The 16811-nt window shown below is 55.0% G+C and carries 13 protein-coding genes and 1 pseudogene; 6 read left to right on the top strand and 8 right to left on the bottom strand.

Annotated elements, in window-relative coordinates:
* Positions 1–44 precede the first annotated feature (44 nt).
* Positions 45–1469, bottom strand: a complete 1425-nt coding sequence (locus tag BIND_RS10190) for an FAD-binding oxidoreductase (protein ID WP_012384994.1) — start codon at positions 1467–1469, stop codon at positions 45–47.
* Positions 1470–1496: 27 nt separating this feature from the next.
* Positions 1497–2750 (bottom strand): oligosaccharide flippase family protein, encoded by a 1254-nt coding sequence (locus BIND_RS10185; protein ID WP_158304374.1) that lies wholly within the window; start codon positions 2748–2750, stop codon positions 1497–1499.
* Between the two features lie 996 nt (positions 2751–3746).
* Here BIND_RS10185 and BIND_RS10180 point away from each other — a divergent pair.
* On the top strand, positions 3747–4409 hold the full coding sequence (locus tag BIND_RS10180) for a phosphoribosyltransferase (RefSeq protein WP_012384992.1): 663 nt from the start codon (positions 3747–3749) through the stop codon (positions 4407–4409).
* 125 nt (positions 4410–4534) lie between these two features.
* Positions 4535–4771: a hypothetical protein gene (locus tag BIND_RS10175; RefSeq protein ID WP_012384991.1), complete on the top strand. Its 237-nt coding sequence runs from the start codon at positions 4535–4537 to the stop codon at positions 4769–4771.
* Positions 4772–4836: 65 nt separating this feature from the next.
* On the opposite strand, the gene BIND_RS10170 is transcribed toward BIND_RS10175, so the two are convergent.
* Positions 4837–5202: a hypothetical protein gene (locus tag BIND_RS10170; protein WP_012384990.1), complete on the bottom strand. Its 366-nt coding sequence runs from the start codon at positions 5200–5202 to the stop codon at positions 4837–4839.
* Between the two features lie 424 nt (positions 5203–5626).
* On the opposite strand from BIND_RS10170, the gene ubiG reads away from it, so the two are divergent.
* Positions 5627–6388, top strand: coding sequence for a bifunctional 2-polyprenyl-6-hydroxyphenol methylase/3-demethylubiquinol 3-O-methyltransferase UbiG (gene ubiG, locus BIND_RS10165; RefSeq protein WP_012384989.1), 762 nt, complete (start codon positions 5627–5629; stop codon positions 6386–6388).
* 407 nt (positions 6389–6795) lie between these two features.
* On the opposite strand, the gene BIND_RS10160 is transcribed toward ubiG, so the two are convergent.
* Positions 6796–8022, bottom strand: a complete 1227-nt coding sequence (locus BIND_RS10160) for an MFS transporter (RefSeq protein WP_012384987.1) — start codon at positions 8020–8022, stop codon at positions 6796–6798.
* Positions 8023–8292: 270 nt separating this feature from the next.
* A pseudogene (locus BIND_RS10155) lies at positions 8293–9574 on the bottom strand (MFS transporter).
* Between the two features lie 536 nt (positions 9575–10110).
* Between BIND_RS10155 and BIND_RS10150 the strand changes: the two are divergent.
* On the top strand, positions 10111–11382 hold the full coding sequence (locus tag BIND_RS10150; RefSeq protein WP_012384986.1) for an MFS transporter: 1272 nt from the start codon (positions 10111–10113) through the stop codon (positions 11380–11382).
* A 3-nt stretch (positions 11383–11385) separates the two neighbouring features.
* Here BIND_RS10150 and BIND_RS10145 read toward each other — a convergent pair whose 3' ends face one another.
* From BIND_RS10145 to BIND_RS10135, 3 genes are read right to left on the bottom strand one after another with little or no spacing between them, the layout of a single operon-like run.
* Positions 11386–12123: an ABC transporter ATP-binding protein gene (locus tag BIND_RS10145; RefSeq protein ID WP_012384985.1), complete on the bottom strand. Its 738-nt coding sequence runs from the start codon at positions 12121–12123 to the stop codon at positions 11386–11388.
* On the bottom strand, positions 12120–13169 hold the full coding sequence (locus BIND_RS10140; RefSeq protein ID WP_012384984.1) for a FecCD family ABC transporter permease: 1050 nt from the start codon (positions 13167–13169) through the stop codon (positions 12120–12122). The genes BIND_RS10145 and BIND_RS10140 overlap by 4 nt, the downstream gene beginning before the upstream one ends.
* A complete protein-coding gene (locus BIND_RS10135) occupies positions 13166–14230 on the bottom strand; it encodes an ABC transporter substrate-binding protein (RefSeq protein ID WP_012384983.1) in 1065 nt (354 codons plus the stop codon). The genes BIND_RS10140 and BIND_RS10135 overlap by 4 nt, the downstream gene beginning before the upstream one ends.
* A gap of 270 nt (positions 14231–14500) precedes the next feature.
* On the opposite strand from BIND_RS10135, the gene BIND_RS10130 reads away from it, so the two are divergent.
* Both BIND_RS10130 and BIND_RS10125 read left to right on the top strand, forming a co-directional pair.
* On the top strand, positions 14501–15271 hold the full coding sequence (locus tag BIND_RS10130; RefSeq protein ID WP_012384982.1) for a carbonic anhydrase: 771 nt from the start codon (positions 14501–14503) through the stop codon (positions 15269–15271).
* Between the two features lie 416 nt (positions 15272–15687).
* Entirely contained in the window at positions 15688–16737 is a 1050-nt protein-coding gene (locus tag BIND_RS10125; protein ID WP_012384981.1) for an N-acetyltransferase, read from the top strand.
* Positions 16738–16811 lie beyond the last annotated feature (74 nt).

Genomic DNA, 16811 nt, shown 5'->3' with positions numbered 1-16811 from the left:
CAAATATTTGATCTTGAGATCCGAATGTGTTTGCGACGAAGCCCCTATAAAACTTTACCGGGATTGAGGAGGTTTTGGGGATCAAGCGCTGTTTTCACGGCGCGCATCACATCAAGGGCCACGGGATCCTTCACCTGCGGTAGCAGCTTGCGTTTCAATTGCCCGATGCCGTGCTCGGCCGAAATCGAGCCGTGATATTTGGCGACGAGCCCATGAACCAGCGTGTTCACCTCGTCCCAGCGGTCAAGAAAAGCCTGTTTGTCGGCACCGATCGGTTGTGAAATATTGCAATGAATATTGCCATCACCGAGATGCCCGAAGGGCACGGGACGCGAGCCGGGCAGGGCTTTGGCGAGAGTGTTTGCGACATCATCCAGGAAATCCGGCACGGCGGCGATGGGTACGGACACATCATGTTTGATCGAGCCGCCTTCGCGGCCCTGCACTTCGGACAGAAGTTCACGCAACCGCCAGAAGGCTTCGTGCTGAGCCAGCGAGGCGGCAATGGCGGCATCCTCGATCAAGCCTTTTTCCATCCCGGCTTCAAGCACATGCAGTAGAATGGTATCGAGCCCTTGCTTTTGTGGGCTGGCCAATTCGAGAAGAACATACCAGGCGTGTTGCTTGTTGAAGGGATCACGATTGCCCTCGCTATGCGCGAGGACGAAATCGATTCCGATGCGAGGGATCAATTCGAAGGCCACGATATTCGGGCCCGCCTCGGCGCGAGCCAGCGTCAGAAAATCGACAGCCGCGCGTGGGCTGGAAAGGCCAATGAAAGCCGTTTCGCGTGAGCGGGGTTTCGGGAACAATTTCAGGACAGCGGCCGTGATGATGCCAAGCGTTCCTTCCGAGCCGATGAACAGGTCTTTCAAATCATAACCCGTATTATCCTTCTTGAGCTTGGAGAGATCGTGAAGAATCCGGCCATCGGCGAGAACGACTTCGAGACCCAGCACCAGTGCTCGCGCATTGCCATAAGCGATGACATTGGTACCCCCGGCATTGGTCGCGAGATTGCCACCGATTGTGCAGGACCCTTCAGAGGCGAGCGAGAGAGGGAATAATCTTTCGACCGTATCCGCAGCGGCTTGAACGGCCGCGAGTGTCATTCCCGCCTCGACAGTCATCGTTTCCGATGGCAGATCGATTTCACGTAACTGATTCAGACGGGTGAGGGAGAGCACGATCGGCTTGGTGCCGGCGAGGGGGATTTGGCCACCCACAAGACCGGTATTGCCTCCTTGCGTGACCACATTGGTCTGTGCCTCGGCGCACAAGGTCATCACGCTCGCGACCTCTTGCGTCGATCCCGGCCGGACAACGGCGAGCGCGTGGCCATGATAAAGGCCCCGCGGTTCCTCAAGGAAGGCGGCCATATCCACGCCCTCCGTCAAAACATGTTTTTCGCCAAGCACAAGGCGCAGACGTGACAGGAGATCTTCGCCGGAGAAAGATTGTGTGTCCATGGCAAAATCAGCCTGTTCGGGCAAGCATCATGGGTGGAAGACGCGTTTGATATCTGCCCAATTAATGATCAATCGCGGAATGGATAAATGGAGAACGGCAGGAAGTCCGCCGAGGACCAGAATAAGACGGCCCGCTGCGGAGAGAACAGCCGCGATCGCAACGCCATTGATACCATAAAAGGGTATTAATATCACCATGCTTGTCGCGGCGATGACGAAACCGATGGCTTCAAAAACAGTCACGATTTCCGGCCGACCTGAGCCGCTGTACATTTGGTAGAAAGTCCCTACGGCATTGCTGACGAGAGCTGACAACAGGAGAATGCGGAAAGGAACGATCGCTTCCGCAAATTTTGGCCCATACAAAAGCAACAGAAAATAAGGGGCAAAGATTCCGAGAAAAACAGCGGCGCTGGTCGTTACAATGCTTGTCAAACGGGCGGTAATCCCGACAATTTCGCGAATATCATCCTTCGAGCGGCCGGCAACGGAGGGAAATGTCACCGTGAGGATGGAGGCGGGGATGATGCCCAGCACGCGTTCAGCGGTCGTTGCAACGGAATAGAGACCGAGATCCTGTGCATTGAGAAACAAGACCATGAGGAATTGATCAAGATAACCGCTGACGGTGCAGATCAGATCGACTCCGAAAAATCTCACGGAATAGGTGAACATTCGCTTGAGACAGGCGCCATGAAAGGGAGTGGCCGGGCGCAAAATACTCGTGGCACGCCAAGCGAGCATTGCAGTGATCGGAACTGTTGGCAGGAGATAGCTCATTGCGGCTGTGGCCGGCGTCAGCAATCCCGAGAGCCATAAAAGCGAAAGACTACACAGGATGAAGAAATTGTTTAAAAGGCCTAGTCGGCTCACGAAATTGAATTCGTGATGTCCATCGAGGACACCGTTCAACACATAGGAGATCACGCTGACCGGTACGACAAAGGTCAAGAGGCGCCCGGCGAGCAAAGTATGTTCATCAAACTTGTCCAAGATCCAGGGGAGGGCGAACCAGCCGATGGTGACGCCGATGAGACTGACGATTAATCCGATCAATAAGGCGCTGCCAAAATAATAGCTTTTATTTGGTGGATCGGATTTCATATTGTAAACGAGCGCTGTATGCAGACCGAAACTGCATATGCCACTCAGGGTCAGAGCTCCGAGCAATATGGCGGCTTGTGTGCCGCGCCCCGCTGGACCAAGTGACCATGCGGTGATCATGCCGGTGCCAAGATTGGTCACCAAAGAGACGACGCGCAATGATGCAATTAAGATCATCGAATTGACGCGTTGATTGCGAAAAAGTCCCCGCATTCTTGTTACCGTGCTCCGATATTTTTGTTGCTTATTTTCTTGTAGGCTATCCGTTTCATGGGGATCGATCGACTGCTTGGCCCGTCTCCAATGTGTCCTTGGGATGGGCATTATCGATAAATTTTATTGAGTGTTGAACCGAGAAACCAACTGAAAGACCCGAACAAAACCTCGCGTTCGCAAAGCTCTCCTCTCATTCGGTTCATAATATTTCAGACCAGGGCATTTTGATGCCATGCGGGGTGACGTGCAAACCCTGATGACCATAAATCTTATTGATTACAACTGCTTTTTTCGCAATGTGAAATCTCCATCTATAGGAATTGACAGGTCTCTTCATTGGAAAGCTATCGATTATTAAAATCTTTTGATAAATTTTTATGCAGCAGAGAGCAGAAAGTCATGTCCTGGTTGCCATCATCCTCAAATAATAGGCGTTATATAATAGTTTTATGTCATAGTAGTTTATAATTAGAGTGGAGTAAGGCGGATTCCCGCAAACCCTTGGCATGGCCGATGAGCTCTGTTGCTTCTTTGGTCGATAGCTCCTGCGCCAATGTAAAAGCTTTCTCTTTCGCTTTTGCGGGATGAAGACGCGTAAGATTGTCTATTTTGTCATGGACGCGAAGAGCGTGTCGCGGCATCAAACCGCGAAGCAGCACCTGTTTGCGGACGCAAACGTCAGGGTCGCTGCACTAGGTATGGATCTTGCTTGATTTTAGGGGAATGTCATAATCAGTCAGTGGTTTATGCAGTTTCCTCGACCCGTCCATCCGCTAGAGCCTCTTGATGGTTTTCTCCTATAAATCGGCTTTGGCTCGTTGATTAAACCCATTTCCTTGATGCGAGCTGGATTCGCGACAGAGGAAAATGGTTTCGTCGTTTGAAATTGCGCGTGGCTTCTGCCTCAGCTTTTTCGGCATCCACTTCCCTGCCACAAGCCTTGTCAGGACAAATGTCATGAAAGTCTTGTTTATGTGTGGCTATTTTCCTGACTTGGCGGGCGTGTACGATGCATGGCCTCTGGATTATCAGGATGCTTTTTCGTTTTGTCGCGCTGTCCGAACTGGCCAATTCGAACGCAATTTTTCCGTTCATACGCAGAAGGATCCAGTCAGGGTTTGCGCGTCCAATGTTGGTGTCGCTCGCCGTGCTTTCGGACGGTTCATTGAACGCCGTATCACGGAGGAAACATCATGGCCTTCGCCAGTTCTCGTTCCCATGCCGTCTGAAGATGCGGTCATCGGCGTTGGAACATTTCGTTCCTGGTTTATGCTGAACGAGGCCATGGCTCCGACCGAATTCAAATTATCGCCTGTTGACGCCTTGTTCTGGCGGGAAAAGCCTTCGCCGCAGGTTCTGACCGCGGGGCGGGATGAGCTTTCAACGCTGACGAAGGATTTGATTTGTGATTTCCCGTTGCGTGGTCAGACCGTGGTGTTAGTGGATGATCTGGTCAGCAGTGGAACCACGCTTTTGGCCGCGCGCGATTGCCTGCAACGTGAAGGCGCGGCCGTTCTCGGTGCGGTGGTTTGCGGCAAGGTCATTCATGATCGCAAGACACCTGCATTCGGAAGGCAGGAATTTTGGGTCGATGACGATGGAACGGCTGATCCATCATGAGCGCCTGATGGGGCTATGAGATATATTGTGTTGGACGCTTCGGGCGACGCTAGAGTATCAGACACGAGACAAGTCGGACGTCCGATGCCTAGGGTGAGTTCGATCGTGATGTAAGGTTTGATCCCATGGAAGAAGTAGCTGCATTTTCGGTCGATCAGGCTGATCAGGAGACCATATTGATCCGGCATTGCGCAGAAGCGCATCGCTATGCGTTTTTCATCGTGTCTCAGGATGGCCGCCGTATACTCGGTGACGGTGTGACCATCGGCAATAATGCAACGGCTAATGATGGCGCTGATTTTGCCGGTGAAGCGCGTTTATTCGCCGAGGCTGCGGCGCGCGAACGCAATCTCATCGATTGAGATATGAGGATCGGGATTGATGCATAGGATTTGGCGGTCGCATGACCGCCAAAACTTCGTGCAAATCAACCGATATAATTTTGGACGATATCGCCCAGGATGCGGTTGATATCATGGATGGATTCGCTGGAAAATTTGGTAATCTTGCTGCCTGAGGCCTTGTCGGCCAGGTAGAATTTGTCATGGGCAAAAGTGATCTGCTTGCCCTGGATATCGAAGGGAATGGTGAGCGCAGCCTTCATGGGGCGCGAGACCTCGAGGGCGCCACTGACTTTGCCTGTGGCAAGATCGACTTCGGGTTGACTCACTACGAGGCCGAATTGCGGGCCCACTTGATCTTGAATCATGCCGTTCAGCACATCGGCCCATTTGAAGAAGCCGGAGAAATCGGTTCTGGCGTTGGCGATCAGATCTTCTGCGGTTTCTGACATATTATCTGCCTCGAATTTAGCCTTTTCGCCGAAGGTCCCGAAAGACCTTTCTACGAAAAGCGCCGACTTCTCCAATAGAAGCTGCGTTCATACGATAAAAGCGACACTTTCCGAGCGAGCTTGAATGGAAGGTGCAAATCCACACCCGCGCTTCGCTCTATTCGTCAGAGGACGCTTTGGGAAACCACTGCAAAGGAAAAGCCAGATTTCCGTGTCCTTGGGTCCCCACTTTGCCGTTGGGGGACCAACGCATTGTGCGTGTCGTTTGTTCTTCTTACACCCTAAAAATGCGTCCTTTTATAAACTGGGGTGTGATAAAGTCGAAACGACAGCACGATTTGAGGCCTCATACTGACCCAAAAGAGGCGTCCGCTTTTGGGTTTGATAGTGTAACGTTGCGCAAACAGTGGGATTGAATCGAGCGATGGTTGAAGAAGCGAGACGGCGCACAACGGTCGACGCCGAGGATGTGGCCCGTTTCGATCGCGTCGGCGGCGCATGGTGGGATCCACAAGGGCCTATGGCGGCGTTGCATGCCTTCAACCCGGTCCGAATTGCCTATCTGCGTGATCTCTTGTGCCGTCATTTTCCACAAGACGGGCAGTTTCGAGATCGCCACGCCGCGCATCCGTTGCAAGGATTGCGGCTGCTCGATATCGGCTGCGGCGCGGGCCTTTTATCAGAACCTCTGGCGCGGCTTGGCGCGAGCATGACCGCGATTGATCCGGCCCCCCACAATATCGAAGTCGCTCGTGCTCATGCGGAAACCTCGGGTCTCGCCATCGATTATCGTTGCATGCGCGTGGAGGATCTCGATCCGGCCGCTGAATGTTTCGATGCCGTGCTCACCATGGAAGTGCTGGAACATGTCGCTGACGTTCCAGCATTTTTGAAATATGCGGCGGATTTGGTCAGGCCGGGAGGGCTGCTGATCGCCGCGACATTGAACCGGACATTGAAAAGCTTCGCCCTGGCGATTGTGGGCGCGGAATATATTCTACGCTGGGTTGAGCCCGGCACACATCAATGGCGGCAATTCATTACACCGGAAGAATTAACCCGGATGTTGCGCGCCAATGGCTTGACCCTCATCGACAGAACCGGTGCGAGTTACGATCCCCTGCGCCGGCAATGGCGTCTGTCACATGATCTCGATATCAATTACATGCTCGCCGCCCGCCGGTGAATGCCATCCGCTTGTCATGTTGATGGTTTGAACAGGGACGCGAAGATTAATTTCGTCAGAATCTCCGGTATCACCCTTGGCATCCTTTCAGGGAACAGCTAAGCCTTTGTTGCCTTGGCCAATGTTTTTCCGAAACGGTCATGTAACCGGTTTGCTGACTAAAAGGATACTCGATGAAGAAGTTTCTTGTCGCTGCCCTTCTCCTTGCAAGCTCGACACAAGCTTTTGCCTTTTCACGCGCTGAACAGACCAGGGCCTGCCGCCCGGACGCGGAACGGCTTTGTGGTCGCTTCATCCCCGATGTGACCAATGTGACCCATTGCATGAATCATTTCTATTCTCAGCTTAGCCCCGAATGCCAGAGAATGTTTGGGCCCCGACATCATCACCGCCAGGGCTAAGATTGCTCATCGTTCTTGCGATGTGGCATGGGCGAAGCCGGTCACTGGCACCGCCCGGCCGTCCAGCCAATGCGAAAGCATGGCGAAGAGGGTCGCGATGATTGCGATTGTCATCCCAACCCAGGGCAATTGGGCGTAGGAAAGGCCCTGTGTGAGGAGCAGACCTCCGATCCATGCGCCAATAGCATTGCCGAAATTGAAAGCTCCTTGATTAAGGGTCGATGCGAGGTTGGGGGCCTCTCGGGCTTCATCGACAACGCGCATCTGTAAGGGTGGAACCATCGCGAAAGCGAGCAGACCCCAACAAAAGACCGTTATGGCGGCAGGCAGCGCCTCTGAACTCGTCATGCGGAACAGGCAGAGCAGGGGAATGAGCAAAGCGAGTATGCCGATGACAGAGGGCATCAGCTTCCAATCGCCCAGGCGTCCACCCAAGAAATTGCCGCAGGTTACACCGACACCGAACAAAAACAAAATGAGTGTCACAACGTGGGGAGACAGGCCTGTCACGTTTTCAAGGATTGGCGTGATATAGGTAAAGACACTGAACAAGCTCGCCGAAGTCAGGATGCTGATCAGCATGGCCAGGATCACTTGCGGGTGGCCAAGTGAGCGTGCCTCACGTGCGAGCTGCATTGGCGGTACGGGAATGTTGCGCGGCAGCCAACGATAGAGCGTTACGATAGCCACCAGGCCGACCACGGCGACACACCAGAAGGTTTCGCGCCAATTCAGGGTCTCGCCAAGCGCGGTGCCGAAGGGGACGCCAAGGACATTGGCAACGGTGAGGCCACCGAACATCATGGCAATGGCTTGGCCCTTTTTATGAGGCGGCACGAGCGCGGCCGCAACCACCGCGCCGATGCCGAAAAAAGCGCCGTGGCAGAGGGCCGTCACAATACGTGCACCCATCAAGAGCCCATAGGTTGGCGCCAGGGCACAGAGCACGTTGCCGAGGATGAAGACACTCGCCAGAACGAGCATGGCGTTCCGGCGATCCATGCGCGCGGTGGCAATCGCCAAAAAGGGCGAGCCGAAGGCAACGCTCAAGGCATAGGCGCTGACCAGAACGCCAGCCTGCGGAATCGTGACATCAAGATCGCGGGCTATATCCGGCAGAAGCCCCATGATGACATATTCGCTGGTCCCGATGCAAAAAGAGCCGATGGCAAGTGCTGCAAGTGCGCGTTGAATGGTCCGATCGCTCGGCTGAGAGGGAGAGGGCATGGACATGAGGCATTGACCGTGAAAGCAGGAAACGGCTGGCGGTGTTGAGGGAATCAAAGGAAAACTGCCGCGGAGGAGCGCGGCAGGTTATCAAACAGATCAATTGTATAGAGGGTACACGTGATCCCTTGAGATTGAATCACAAACCTGAATGAATCGTGTATTTTTGCGCCTGGGATCGCTCAATCCAAGATGAGGCATTCCGAAATTAAACCTCGCCGTAGCGCAGTAAAACGCGAATTTCCGCATGGCAGGCCCCTGAAAGATGAATATCCTTCAGCGGGCTGTTTTTCGGGAGATATGAGCGCCGGCATCGGGTTTCAGAAACAGACAATCCGCGATGGCAAGCAGGGCCGGTGTGGCGATGATGAGAAAAGCCAGGCGATAGGGGCCCGCTGGCAAGGATAATAGGTCGAGATCCTGACAGAGCATCGTGCCGATCCGGATGGCGATAGCGCCAACCGCAATGCCCATGCCCATCGTGAGTTGCAGCGCGGTGCTGAACAAAGTATTGGCGCCGCTCATCTGCTTGGTTGGCACATCGGCAAAGGCGATGGCATTGAGCGCGGTAAATTGCATCGAGCGACACAGGCCGCCGATGAACAGGATCGTCACGATGACAAAGACCGGTGTGGTCGGGGTGAACAAAGTACAGGCCGCGAGCATGATGGCATTGATGAGACCATTGACCACGAGCACGGGTTTGAAGCCGAAACGGCGGAGAATTCTCGTGGTCGCGGGCTTCATGGAAAGATTGCCGGCGAAAACCGCAAGCGTCAGAAGACCCGCGTGAAAGGCATCGAAACCGAAGCCGAGTTGAAACAGGAGGGGTAACAGAAAAGGAACCGCGCCGATCGCCATGCGGAACAGGGAACCGCCCAGGATGGTGACGGTAAAAGTCGGCTGCGCGAGCGCGTCGAGAGCAATCATCGGATGTGTCGCGCGGCGGAAATGCCGGAAGGCCAGACAAAGAAACAGCGCGCCCGTGGCGATTAACAGCACAATTTGCCAAGCGCCGGGGCTGGAATGGCCGAGCAGCTCGAATCCATACATCAGGCTGGCAAGGCCGATGCCGCTCGCCACAAATCCTGGCCAGTCAAAGGGTGTTTTTTCCTGTCCGGTCGTCGCCGGAACCAGGCGCAGCGCGAAGACGAGGGCCAGGAGGCCCAGGGGCAGGTTGAGATAGAAGATCCAACGCCAGGAAGCATGATCGGTGAGAAAACCGCCGATCGGTGGCCCGAGGATAGGCGCGACCAAGGCGGGCCAGGTGATGGTCGCAATGGCCTGGATCAGCTTGCCCTTGGGGGTATTATTGAGGACGACGAGGCGCCCGACAGGCACCATCATCGCGCCGCCCATGCCTTGCAGCACGCGCATGGCGACAAAGGTGCCAACGCTATTGCTCACACCGCATAACATGGAGGCAATCGTGAAAAGGATGATCGCCGAAGCGATCGGCGACCCAGCCGCTGATCGGAACGAAGACACCGAGCGTCAGCAGATAGGCACTCATGCCGATATCGAGCTCGACGGGTTCGATGCCAAATGTATGCGCCATTTGTGGCAGCGCCGTCGCGATGACCGTGCCGTCGAGATTTTCCATGAAGAAGGCGGCGGCGACGAGGAGAGCGATCCAGAAGGGGCGTCTGTCCATGGGCTGTTCGATGATCTGGGACGCGCTCATGTCCACTTGTGGCGCGGATGGGGTCGTCGCTCGCATCGTGTTTCCAAATGGGCTTAGCCTTCGGACAAATCTTCGAGAAGCGGATGACCCGCAACAGGCAGGCCGGCCGCTCTCCTCGCTTTGTCTCCAAGAGCTTTGCGCATTTTGAGTGCGAAAGAAGAATCAATTTTTGCTGAAATGGCCGGGAGAGGCGTCCTCATGCCGGCGCTCATCAGGGTGTGAATGGGCTCCTTTCAACCCTTGTCACGAAAATGTTATGCGTTCCGTCAGGCTTGTCCCTGACGGCCGGGCCAAGGCTTGAATATATTCAGAGACCAGGGTTCGGGGGACGGGGCAAGACATGAATCAAAACAGAAGCCGATAAGTGTCATCATCCCTCGACCTCCATTCTGTTCCGCTAGGCCGCGACCATGGTCAATCCTCAAAGCCCGAATGATCAAGAGCCAATGGGCCGTTCAGCGCCGCAAGGACCGCAATTCGCGGTTCTTGGCGCGATCAGCCTTTGCCATATGCTGAATGACACGATTCAATCCTTGATTGTTGCCATTTATCCCCTCTTGAAAAGCTCCCTGGCCTTGAGTTTCGCGCAGATCGGGCTGATCACGTTCGTCTATCAATTGAGCGCGTCTCTGTTTCAGCCGGTCATCGGATATTACACGGATCTCAAGCCGAAACCGTTCTCGCTCGTCATTGGCATGAGTTGCAGTCTTATGGGCCTGCTGCTCCTTTCGGTAGCGCCGGCCTATGGCATCGTCCTGGCGGCGGTCGGGCTGATTGGACTCGGCTCCTCCGTGTTTCACCCGGAATCCTCGCGCATCGCTCGATTGGCGTCGGGCGGTCAGCCGGGCCTTGCTCAATCGGTTTTTCAGGTCGGCGGCAATTTCGGCACCGCGATCGGTCCTTTGCTCGCGGCCTTTATCGTTTTGCCGCAGGGCAGGGGGAGCCTCGCCTGGTTTTCCGTGCTGGCCTTGATTGCCATGGCGTTTCTGTTTCGCATCGGCCTCTGGTATGGCCGTGAACTCGTGCGCAGAAAAGCCAAGGCGCGACAGGCCAATGTCCGAGCGCTGCCCTTGCCGAAAAAGCAGGTGGCGGTCTCAGTCGCGATTCTGCTCGTCCTGATCTTTTCTAAATATTTCTATCTGGCGAGTATCTCCAGTTATTACCTTTTCTATCTCATCCACAAATTCGGGATCAGTCCTGAAGAGGCGCAACTCCGCCTGTTCATCTTTCTTGGCTCGGTCGCAGCCGGCACCTTGATCGGCGGGCCGATAGGAGACCGGATCGGCCGCAAATATGTCATCTGGGGCTCGATCCTCGGCGTTCTGCCTTTCTCGCTGGCGCTCCCCCATGCGGACCTGTTCTGGACGGCCGTGCTCACGGTGCCGATCGGCATCATTCTGTCCTCGGCCTTTGCGGCGATCCTTGTCTATGCCCAGGACTTGATCCCGGGGCGAACCGGCACGGTGGCCGGCTTGTTCTTCGGCTTTGCTTTTGGAATGGGCGGCATTGGCGCGGCGGTGCTGGGTGGTCTTGCTGATAGCCATGGCATTGAGTTCGTCTATCAGCTTTGCGCCTGGCTTCCCGCCATCGGCCTGCTCGCCATGTTCTTGCCGGATCTGCGCGAGAAGGAGCCGAAGGTGAAGGTCGTGACCAATGTAACCGAACAGGCCTCGCAAGCCTGAAGGTTACAGAGCCGGAATCTGATCGAGTCCGTAGAGATCCTCGATAGCCTCGGCGGTCAACACGCTGTCCGCCGGACCATCGGCTTTGATACGGCCTTTCTGGATCAAAACCGCGCGGTTGAAAATGGTTCGGGCGCGCAGCGGATCATGGGTCGTGGCGAGAACCGCATAGCCCTCCTGCGCGAGTTTTCTCAGCACCGCGAAGAGGCGCTGCTGCTGGCCGAAATCGAGTCCGGTTTCCGGCTCGTCGAGCACCAGAATGCCGGCGCCTTGGGCGAGCGCGCGGGCAATCAACACCGCTTGCCGTTCGCCTCCCGACAAATGCGTATAGGGGCGGGCGGCCAGATGTTCGATGGCGAGTTGGCGCAGGGCGGCGCTCGCCACCTCGCTATCAGAGGAAGGGGCGATGCGCCCGAAGGGCGAGACGGGAAGCCGCCCGAGCATCACGATTTCAAGGACGGTATAGGGAAAAGCGGGCACATGGCCTTGCGGCACATAGGCAATGGCGCGGGCGAGGTCCCGGCGGCTGTAATCCCGCAAGGGCTTGCCATCGATATGGATCGTGCCGGAAGCGGGCTCGAGGAGTCGCAGAAGAAGCCGCAGCAACGTCGTCTTGCCGGCGCCATTCGTGCCGAGCAAGGCGATGAGGTCCCCGCCTTTCACGCTGAAGGAGAGATCGTTGAGGATCGTGCGTCCGTCCACGGCATAGCAAAGGTTTTGCGCGATCAATTCCGTGCTCATGCCCAGCCTCGCCGCAAAAAGCGGAGAACCGCCAGGAAGATCAGAACGCCGAAGAGATCGACGAGAATGCCAACCGGGATTTCTTCCTCGGATAAGGTTCGCGCCAGATCATCACAGATCAGGAGGAAGATCGCCCCGTAACAAGCGGCAAGAGGGAGCAACCGTCCGTTGGAGGGACCGCCCATGAGACGGGCGATATGCGGCACGATCAATCCGAGCCAGCCGATCATGCCAGCGGCCGAAACAGTCAAGGCGGCGAGAATCGTGGCAATGGCGATGGCGCCAAGACGCAGGGCTTCAACCGGCACGCCCAATGTGCGCGCCTCATCGTCGCCCATTGATAGAGCGTCGAGCATACGTCCCAGGGTAGAGAGCACAAACAGGCCAAGGGCCAGCGCGCCGGCGAGAAGCGGCAATTGACGCAATTGAATCTGTGTCAGACTGCCGAGCAGCCAGAAGACAATATCCGGCAATTGGCGCTCTGGATCGGCAATATATTTGAGGATCGACAAAAGCGCCGTGAACAAGGCCGTGCTGACGAGGCCGCCGAAGACCAGCATGAGCATCGAGCGAGACTCGAAACTCCGCGCGACCGTGACACTGATGGCCACCGCGCTGATCCCACCCAAAAAGGCCAGGACCTGCATGCCGAAGGGGCCGGTGTCGTAAACAATGCCGAGAGCTGCGCCGAAACCGGCGCCGCTCAGAACGCCGACGAGATCCGGTGAGATAAGCGGATTGCGAAACACCGCCTGATAAGTTGTGCCGGCGACGGCCAGGGAGGCGCCGATGATCGCCGCCCCCGCGATGCGCGGCAGGCGTGAGCCGACGAAAATCGAATGGATCAGGGCATAGCGATCAGAGGGCAGGGCATGACCGCCGAATGCCGTGACCGTGAAAAGGAAAAGGTCACCCGGCGCGATGGGGTAACGGCCGATACAGAAGGAGATCGAGACCACCAAAACAAGGAGGAGACACGCGAAGGCCAGCAGGCTTTTGCCGGGCGCGGTTTTGATTGTGTCTTTTGCAAAGGTAATGGCGGTCAAGGAGCGGAGCCCTCCGGTGGCTGTGCGGCGAGGATCCGTTCTGCTTCCGTGGGGCTCAGAGGATAGTCGAAAAAGGTGCGGTAGAAACGCATGGTTTCGGCTTTCATATCAATGTTCGGAAAGAGACTGGGATGCAGGGTTTGCGCCGTCCAGAGGACCTGCAACAGGAATTCGCTGCTATAGCGGTCCCAGGGGAAAACGCCGTAAGGATTGCGATAGACGCGATGATCGTGCACGGCGCGGACGGATTGCCATAGGCCGCCCGCGGATTGCGGATCGAAGGCGCCGGTATGACCCGCGACGATGATGACATCGGGATTCCAGGCCGCGACCTGTTCGGGGGAAACCTGTTTGCTATTGCCCTTGAGGCTTTCCGCCACGTTCCGGCCACCGGCGATCTTAATCCATTCATCGATGATCGTGCCAGATCCATCGACCTTCAGGGGGCTGACGGATGGAATATGCAGGACGCTCAATCGTTCCTCGGGTTTCAGGCGATCGGTGATCTCGCGCGTCGAACGAACCGTTTCTTTGAGAGCCGTTTCATAGCGGCGTGCAATCGCGCGGGCTTCATCCGTATTGATGACATCGGCTGTAAGGTTGATGGCACTCAGCAGCGACGCGGTATCAGAAAAGCCGCCGTCAAAGGTCGGAATATTCATCTGCCGCAAGGGGCCGATGGCTGGTGAATCGGAAAAAACGAAAGCCGCATCCACACCCTTGCGAATGAGAACTTCCGCATTCGGCACCAGCCCATTGATCTCGATGGCGTTCTTCAAAACGGGCGCGACTTGGTACATCCAGGGTTGCATTGAGGGTCGATCGACGGTGACGGCGACTTTGTCAGCGGCGTGGAGCAGGATCATGAGGGCTGGATGGGCAAACCAGAGTTCGGCGAAATGGGCAGGATGAGCGGGGACCTGGCTCGCGACGCCGCTCATATCGGTGATGGTTCGTGTTTCCTCAGTCCTTGAGGGTTCAACCTTTACGGGCTCTGCCAATGAGGAGAAGGGCAGGCCCGTGATGGAAAGGACCGACAAAATTCGCAAATAAGGGTTCATCAACCATGCCTCTTTCGGCAGAACTTATATTGCGATTTATATACGATGGCCAGCCCGGGCAGGCGGCGCGGCGGGCAACGCGGAAAAACCGGAAAGTTTCACAAAATTAATATGTTTTGGCGGGAGAAACCCACTAAACAAACCCGGGGACAGAGATGATCGCGACAGTGTGATCACGGATCGATTTTATATCCTATTGATACTCTGTCCTTCGGAATCAATGGCCTGGAAAGGCGGATCGCAAGCCGTCTGATGATGGAAGGAATGGCAATGTGCGGCAATGAGAAAACGACCGGTGTCGGCGAGGATGAGCATAATCATTTGCATATTGATCGCCGGGCGCTTTTCGGGCTCGCCGCGATGACAGGCCTCCTGCCGTCCCTGCTCCAGGCCGAAGAAGTGACCAAGGAAACAGCCAAAGTGCCGACTCCGCCGGTGACTCTGCCGAAGCTCGATGCCGACCATCAGGCGATCCTCGACGATCTTCTAGCGGGTCATTCCCGCTTCCTGGCCAATACGCCGCGTGAAAAGGATTTTACGGCCAAAAGGGTGCTGCAATCCGAAGGACAATCGCCGGCGGTTGCCATTCTCTCCTGTTCCGACTCGCGCGTGCCACCGGAAACGCTCTTCGATCAGGGGCCGGGCAGCTTGTTCATCGTGCGGATCGCCGGCAATTTCGTGACCGACGAAGGACTTGCCAGCCTCGAATTCGGCACGAAAGTCCTCGGGGCCAAATTGATCCTGGTGCTGGGGCATACACACTGCGGCGCTGTGAATGCGGCGATCAAGGTTTTGCAGGAGAACGCAGTTCTGCCCGGACATATCCAGGATCTCGTGCGTAATATCAAACCGGCCGTCGCGCCGGAACTTGCGAATAAAGAGCCTGATCTGGAAGATCGCGCTGTCGCCGCCAATGTGCGTTATAATGTCGAGCGTTTGAAACAGGCGACGCCAATTCTTTCCGAGCTTGTGGCGGACGGGACTGTGGTCGTTATCGGCGGTGTGTATGATATCGAGACTGGGCGGGTCAGTTTGGTTTGATAGTGGTCTTCTTATCGTTTACAAAATATAGTGTGAGTGGTGGCCTTGTTTAAGGATTGGACGTTCAATAACGGACGAAACAGAATTTCGCCAAACCCGGGCAAATTCTGTTTCATGGTTATCGATCAGGCCACCCATGAGGTACCTAAATTAGAGTTCGAGGTCTAGAGCATCAGAGGTTCAAGTGGAATTAGGTCTGATGTTCGATATCTTTCTAAACCCGTCAGATTTTTTCCAAGGGCGGAAAAACTTTGGGTCTGATACTATAGATGGATCTGACCCAAGGTGGGCTTTGCTAATTCTAGTTGGAATGTCTCAAAAGGAAGTCTACTGCGTGGCTCTGGACTCGGTAGCGCTCCATTGTCATTGTGGGCTACAAGCGTTCTGGGGTAAATGAGCCTCGAAGGGGAGGGGAAATGTCGAGGCAACTTCGGTTAACAAAGTTTCGCGAACTGTCGCTAGCCGATCCATTTTTTGATAGCTTAAAAGCAGGATATCAGAATTTTTCCGCTTGGTTCGCCCGCAAGGCCGACGAGGACCTATATGTCGTGGTTGACGGCTCCTACCTTAGCGGCATGATCTATCTAAAGCTTGAAGACCATCCTGTGACCGATGTTGATCCTCCGCTTCCCAATGCTCGCTGGCTGAAGGTAGGCACTCTTAAGATAGAGGGACGCGGGACGAAGATGGGTGAACGCGTCCTCAAAAAGATACTTGATACTGCGATCTTGGAAGGAAGAGATGGAATTTATATCACTGTTTTTGATATTCACGCCGATCTGATTGCGCTGTTCGAGCGATACGGATTTGTGCGTCATGCAACCAAGACGACGATTGATGGCATTGAACTGGTGCTTGTGCGACGATTAGATCATTTTACAGGCAATATGATTTCAGACTATCCGTTCATACATACCGCCGGGCAGCGATACTGGCTCCTTGCTATTTATCCGGAGTTTCACTCACAGCTCCTACCCGATTCGATATTGAACAATGAGCCGAAGGAGATAGTAGAGGATGTCTCTCACACAAATACAATTCATAAAGCTTATATAGGGCGAGTGCCTCTTACTAGATTATCTCGTGGTGACGTAGTGGTTATGTATAGAACATCTGATGGAAAAGCGCCAGCTTACTATAGATCGGTAGCTACATCCATCTGCGTTGTAGAGGACGTACGAAGAAAGCAAGACTTTTCGGACGTTGACGCTTTTGTGGATTATGCGAGAAAGCATAGTGTGTTTGATGATAACACTCTTCGCGACTGGTTTGTGACAAACCGGAAACTTTACGTAGCTCGTATGACATACAATGCGGCGTTTGGTCGCCGTATGACCAGGGGTAAGCTATTGGATGAAGTAGGTATCACCGAACAACCACGGTGGGACTTACGCGAGCTCTCCTCTGAGCAGTTGCATCACATAATTGATATGGGGAATGTCGATGCGCGTCTTATTATCGATTAAGCCGGATCATGTTGCAAATATAATGTCCGGCAAGAAGGTATTCGAATTTCGGCGGAAAGTCTTTGCCCGACGAG

The sequence above is a fragment of the Beijerinckia indica subsp. indica ATCC 9039 genome, from assembly GCF_000019845.1.
GTDB lineage: Bacteria > Pseudomonadota > Alphaproteobacteria > Rhizobiales > Beijerinckiaceae > Beijerinckia > Beijerinckia indica.
This window is presented reverse-complemented; position numbering and strand designations above follow the sequence as displayed.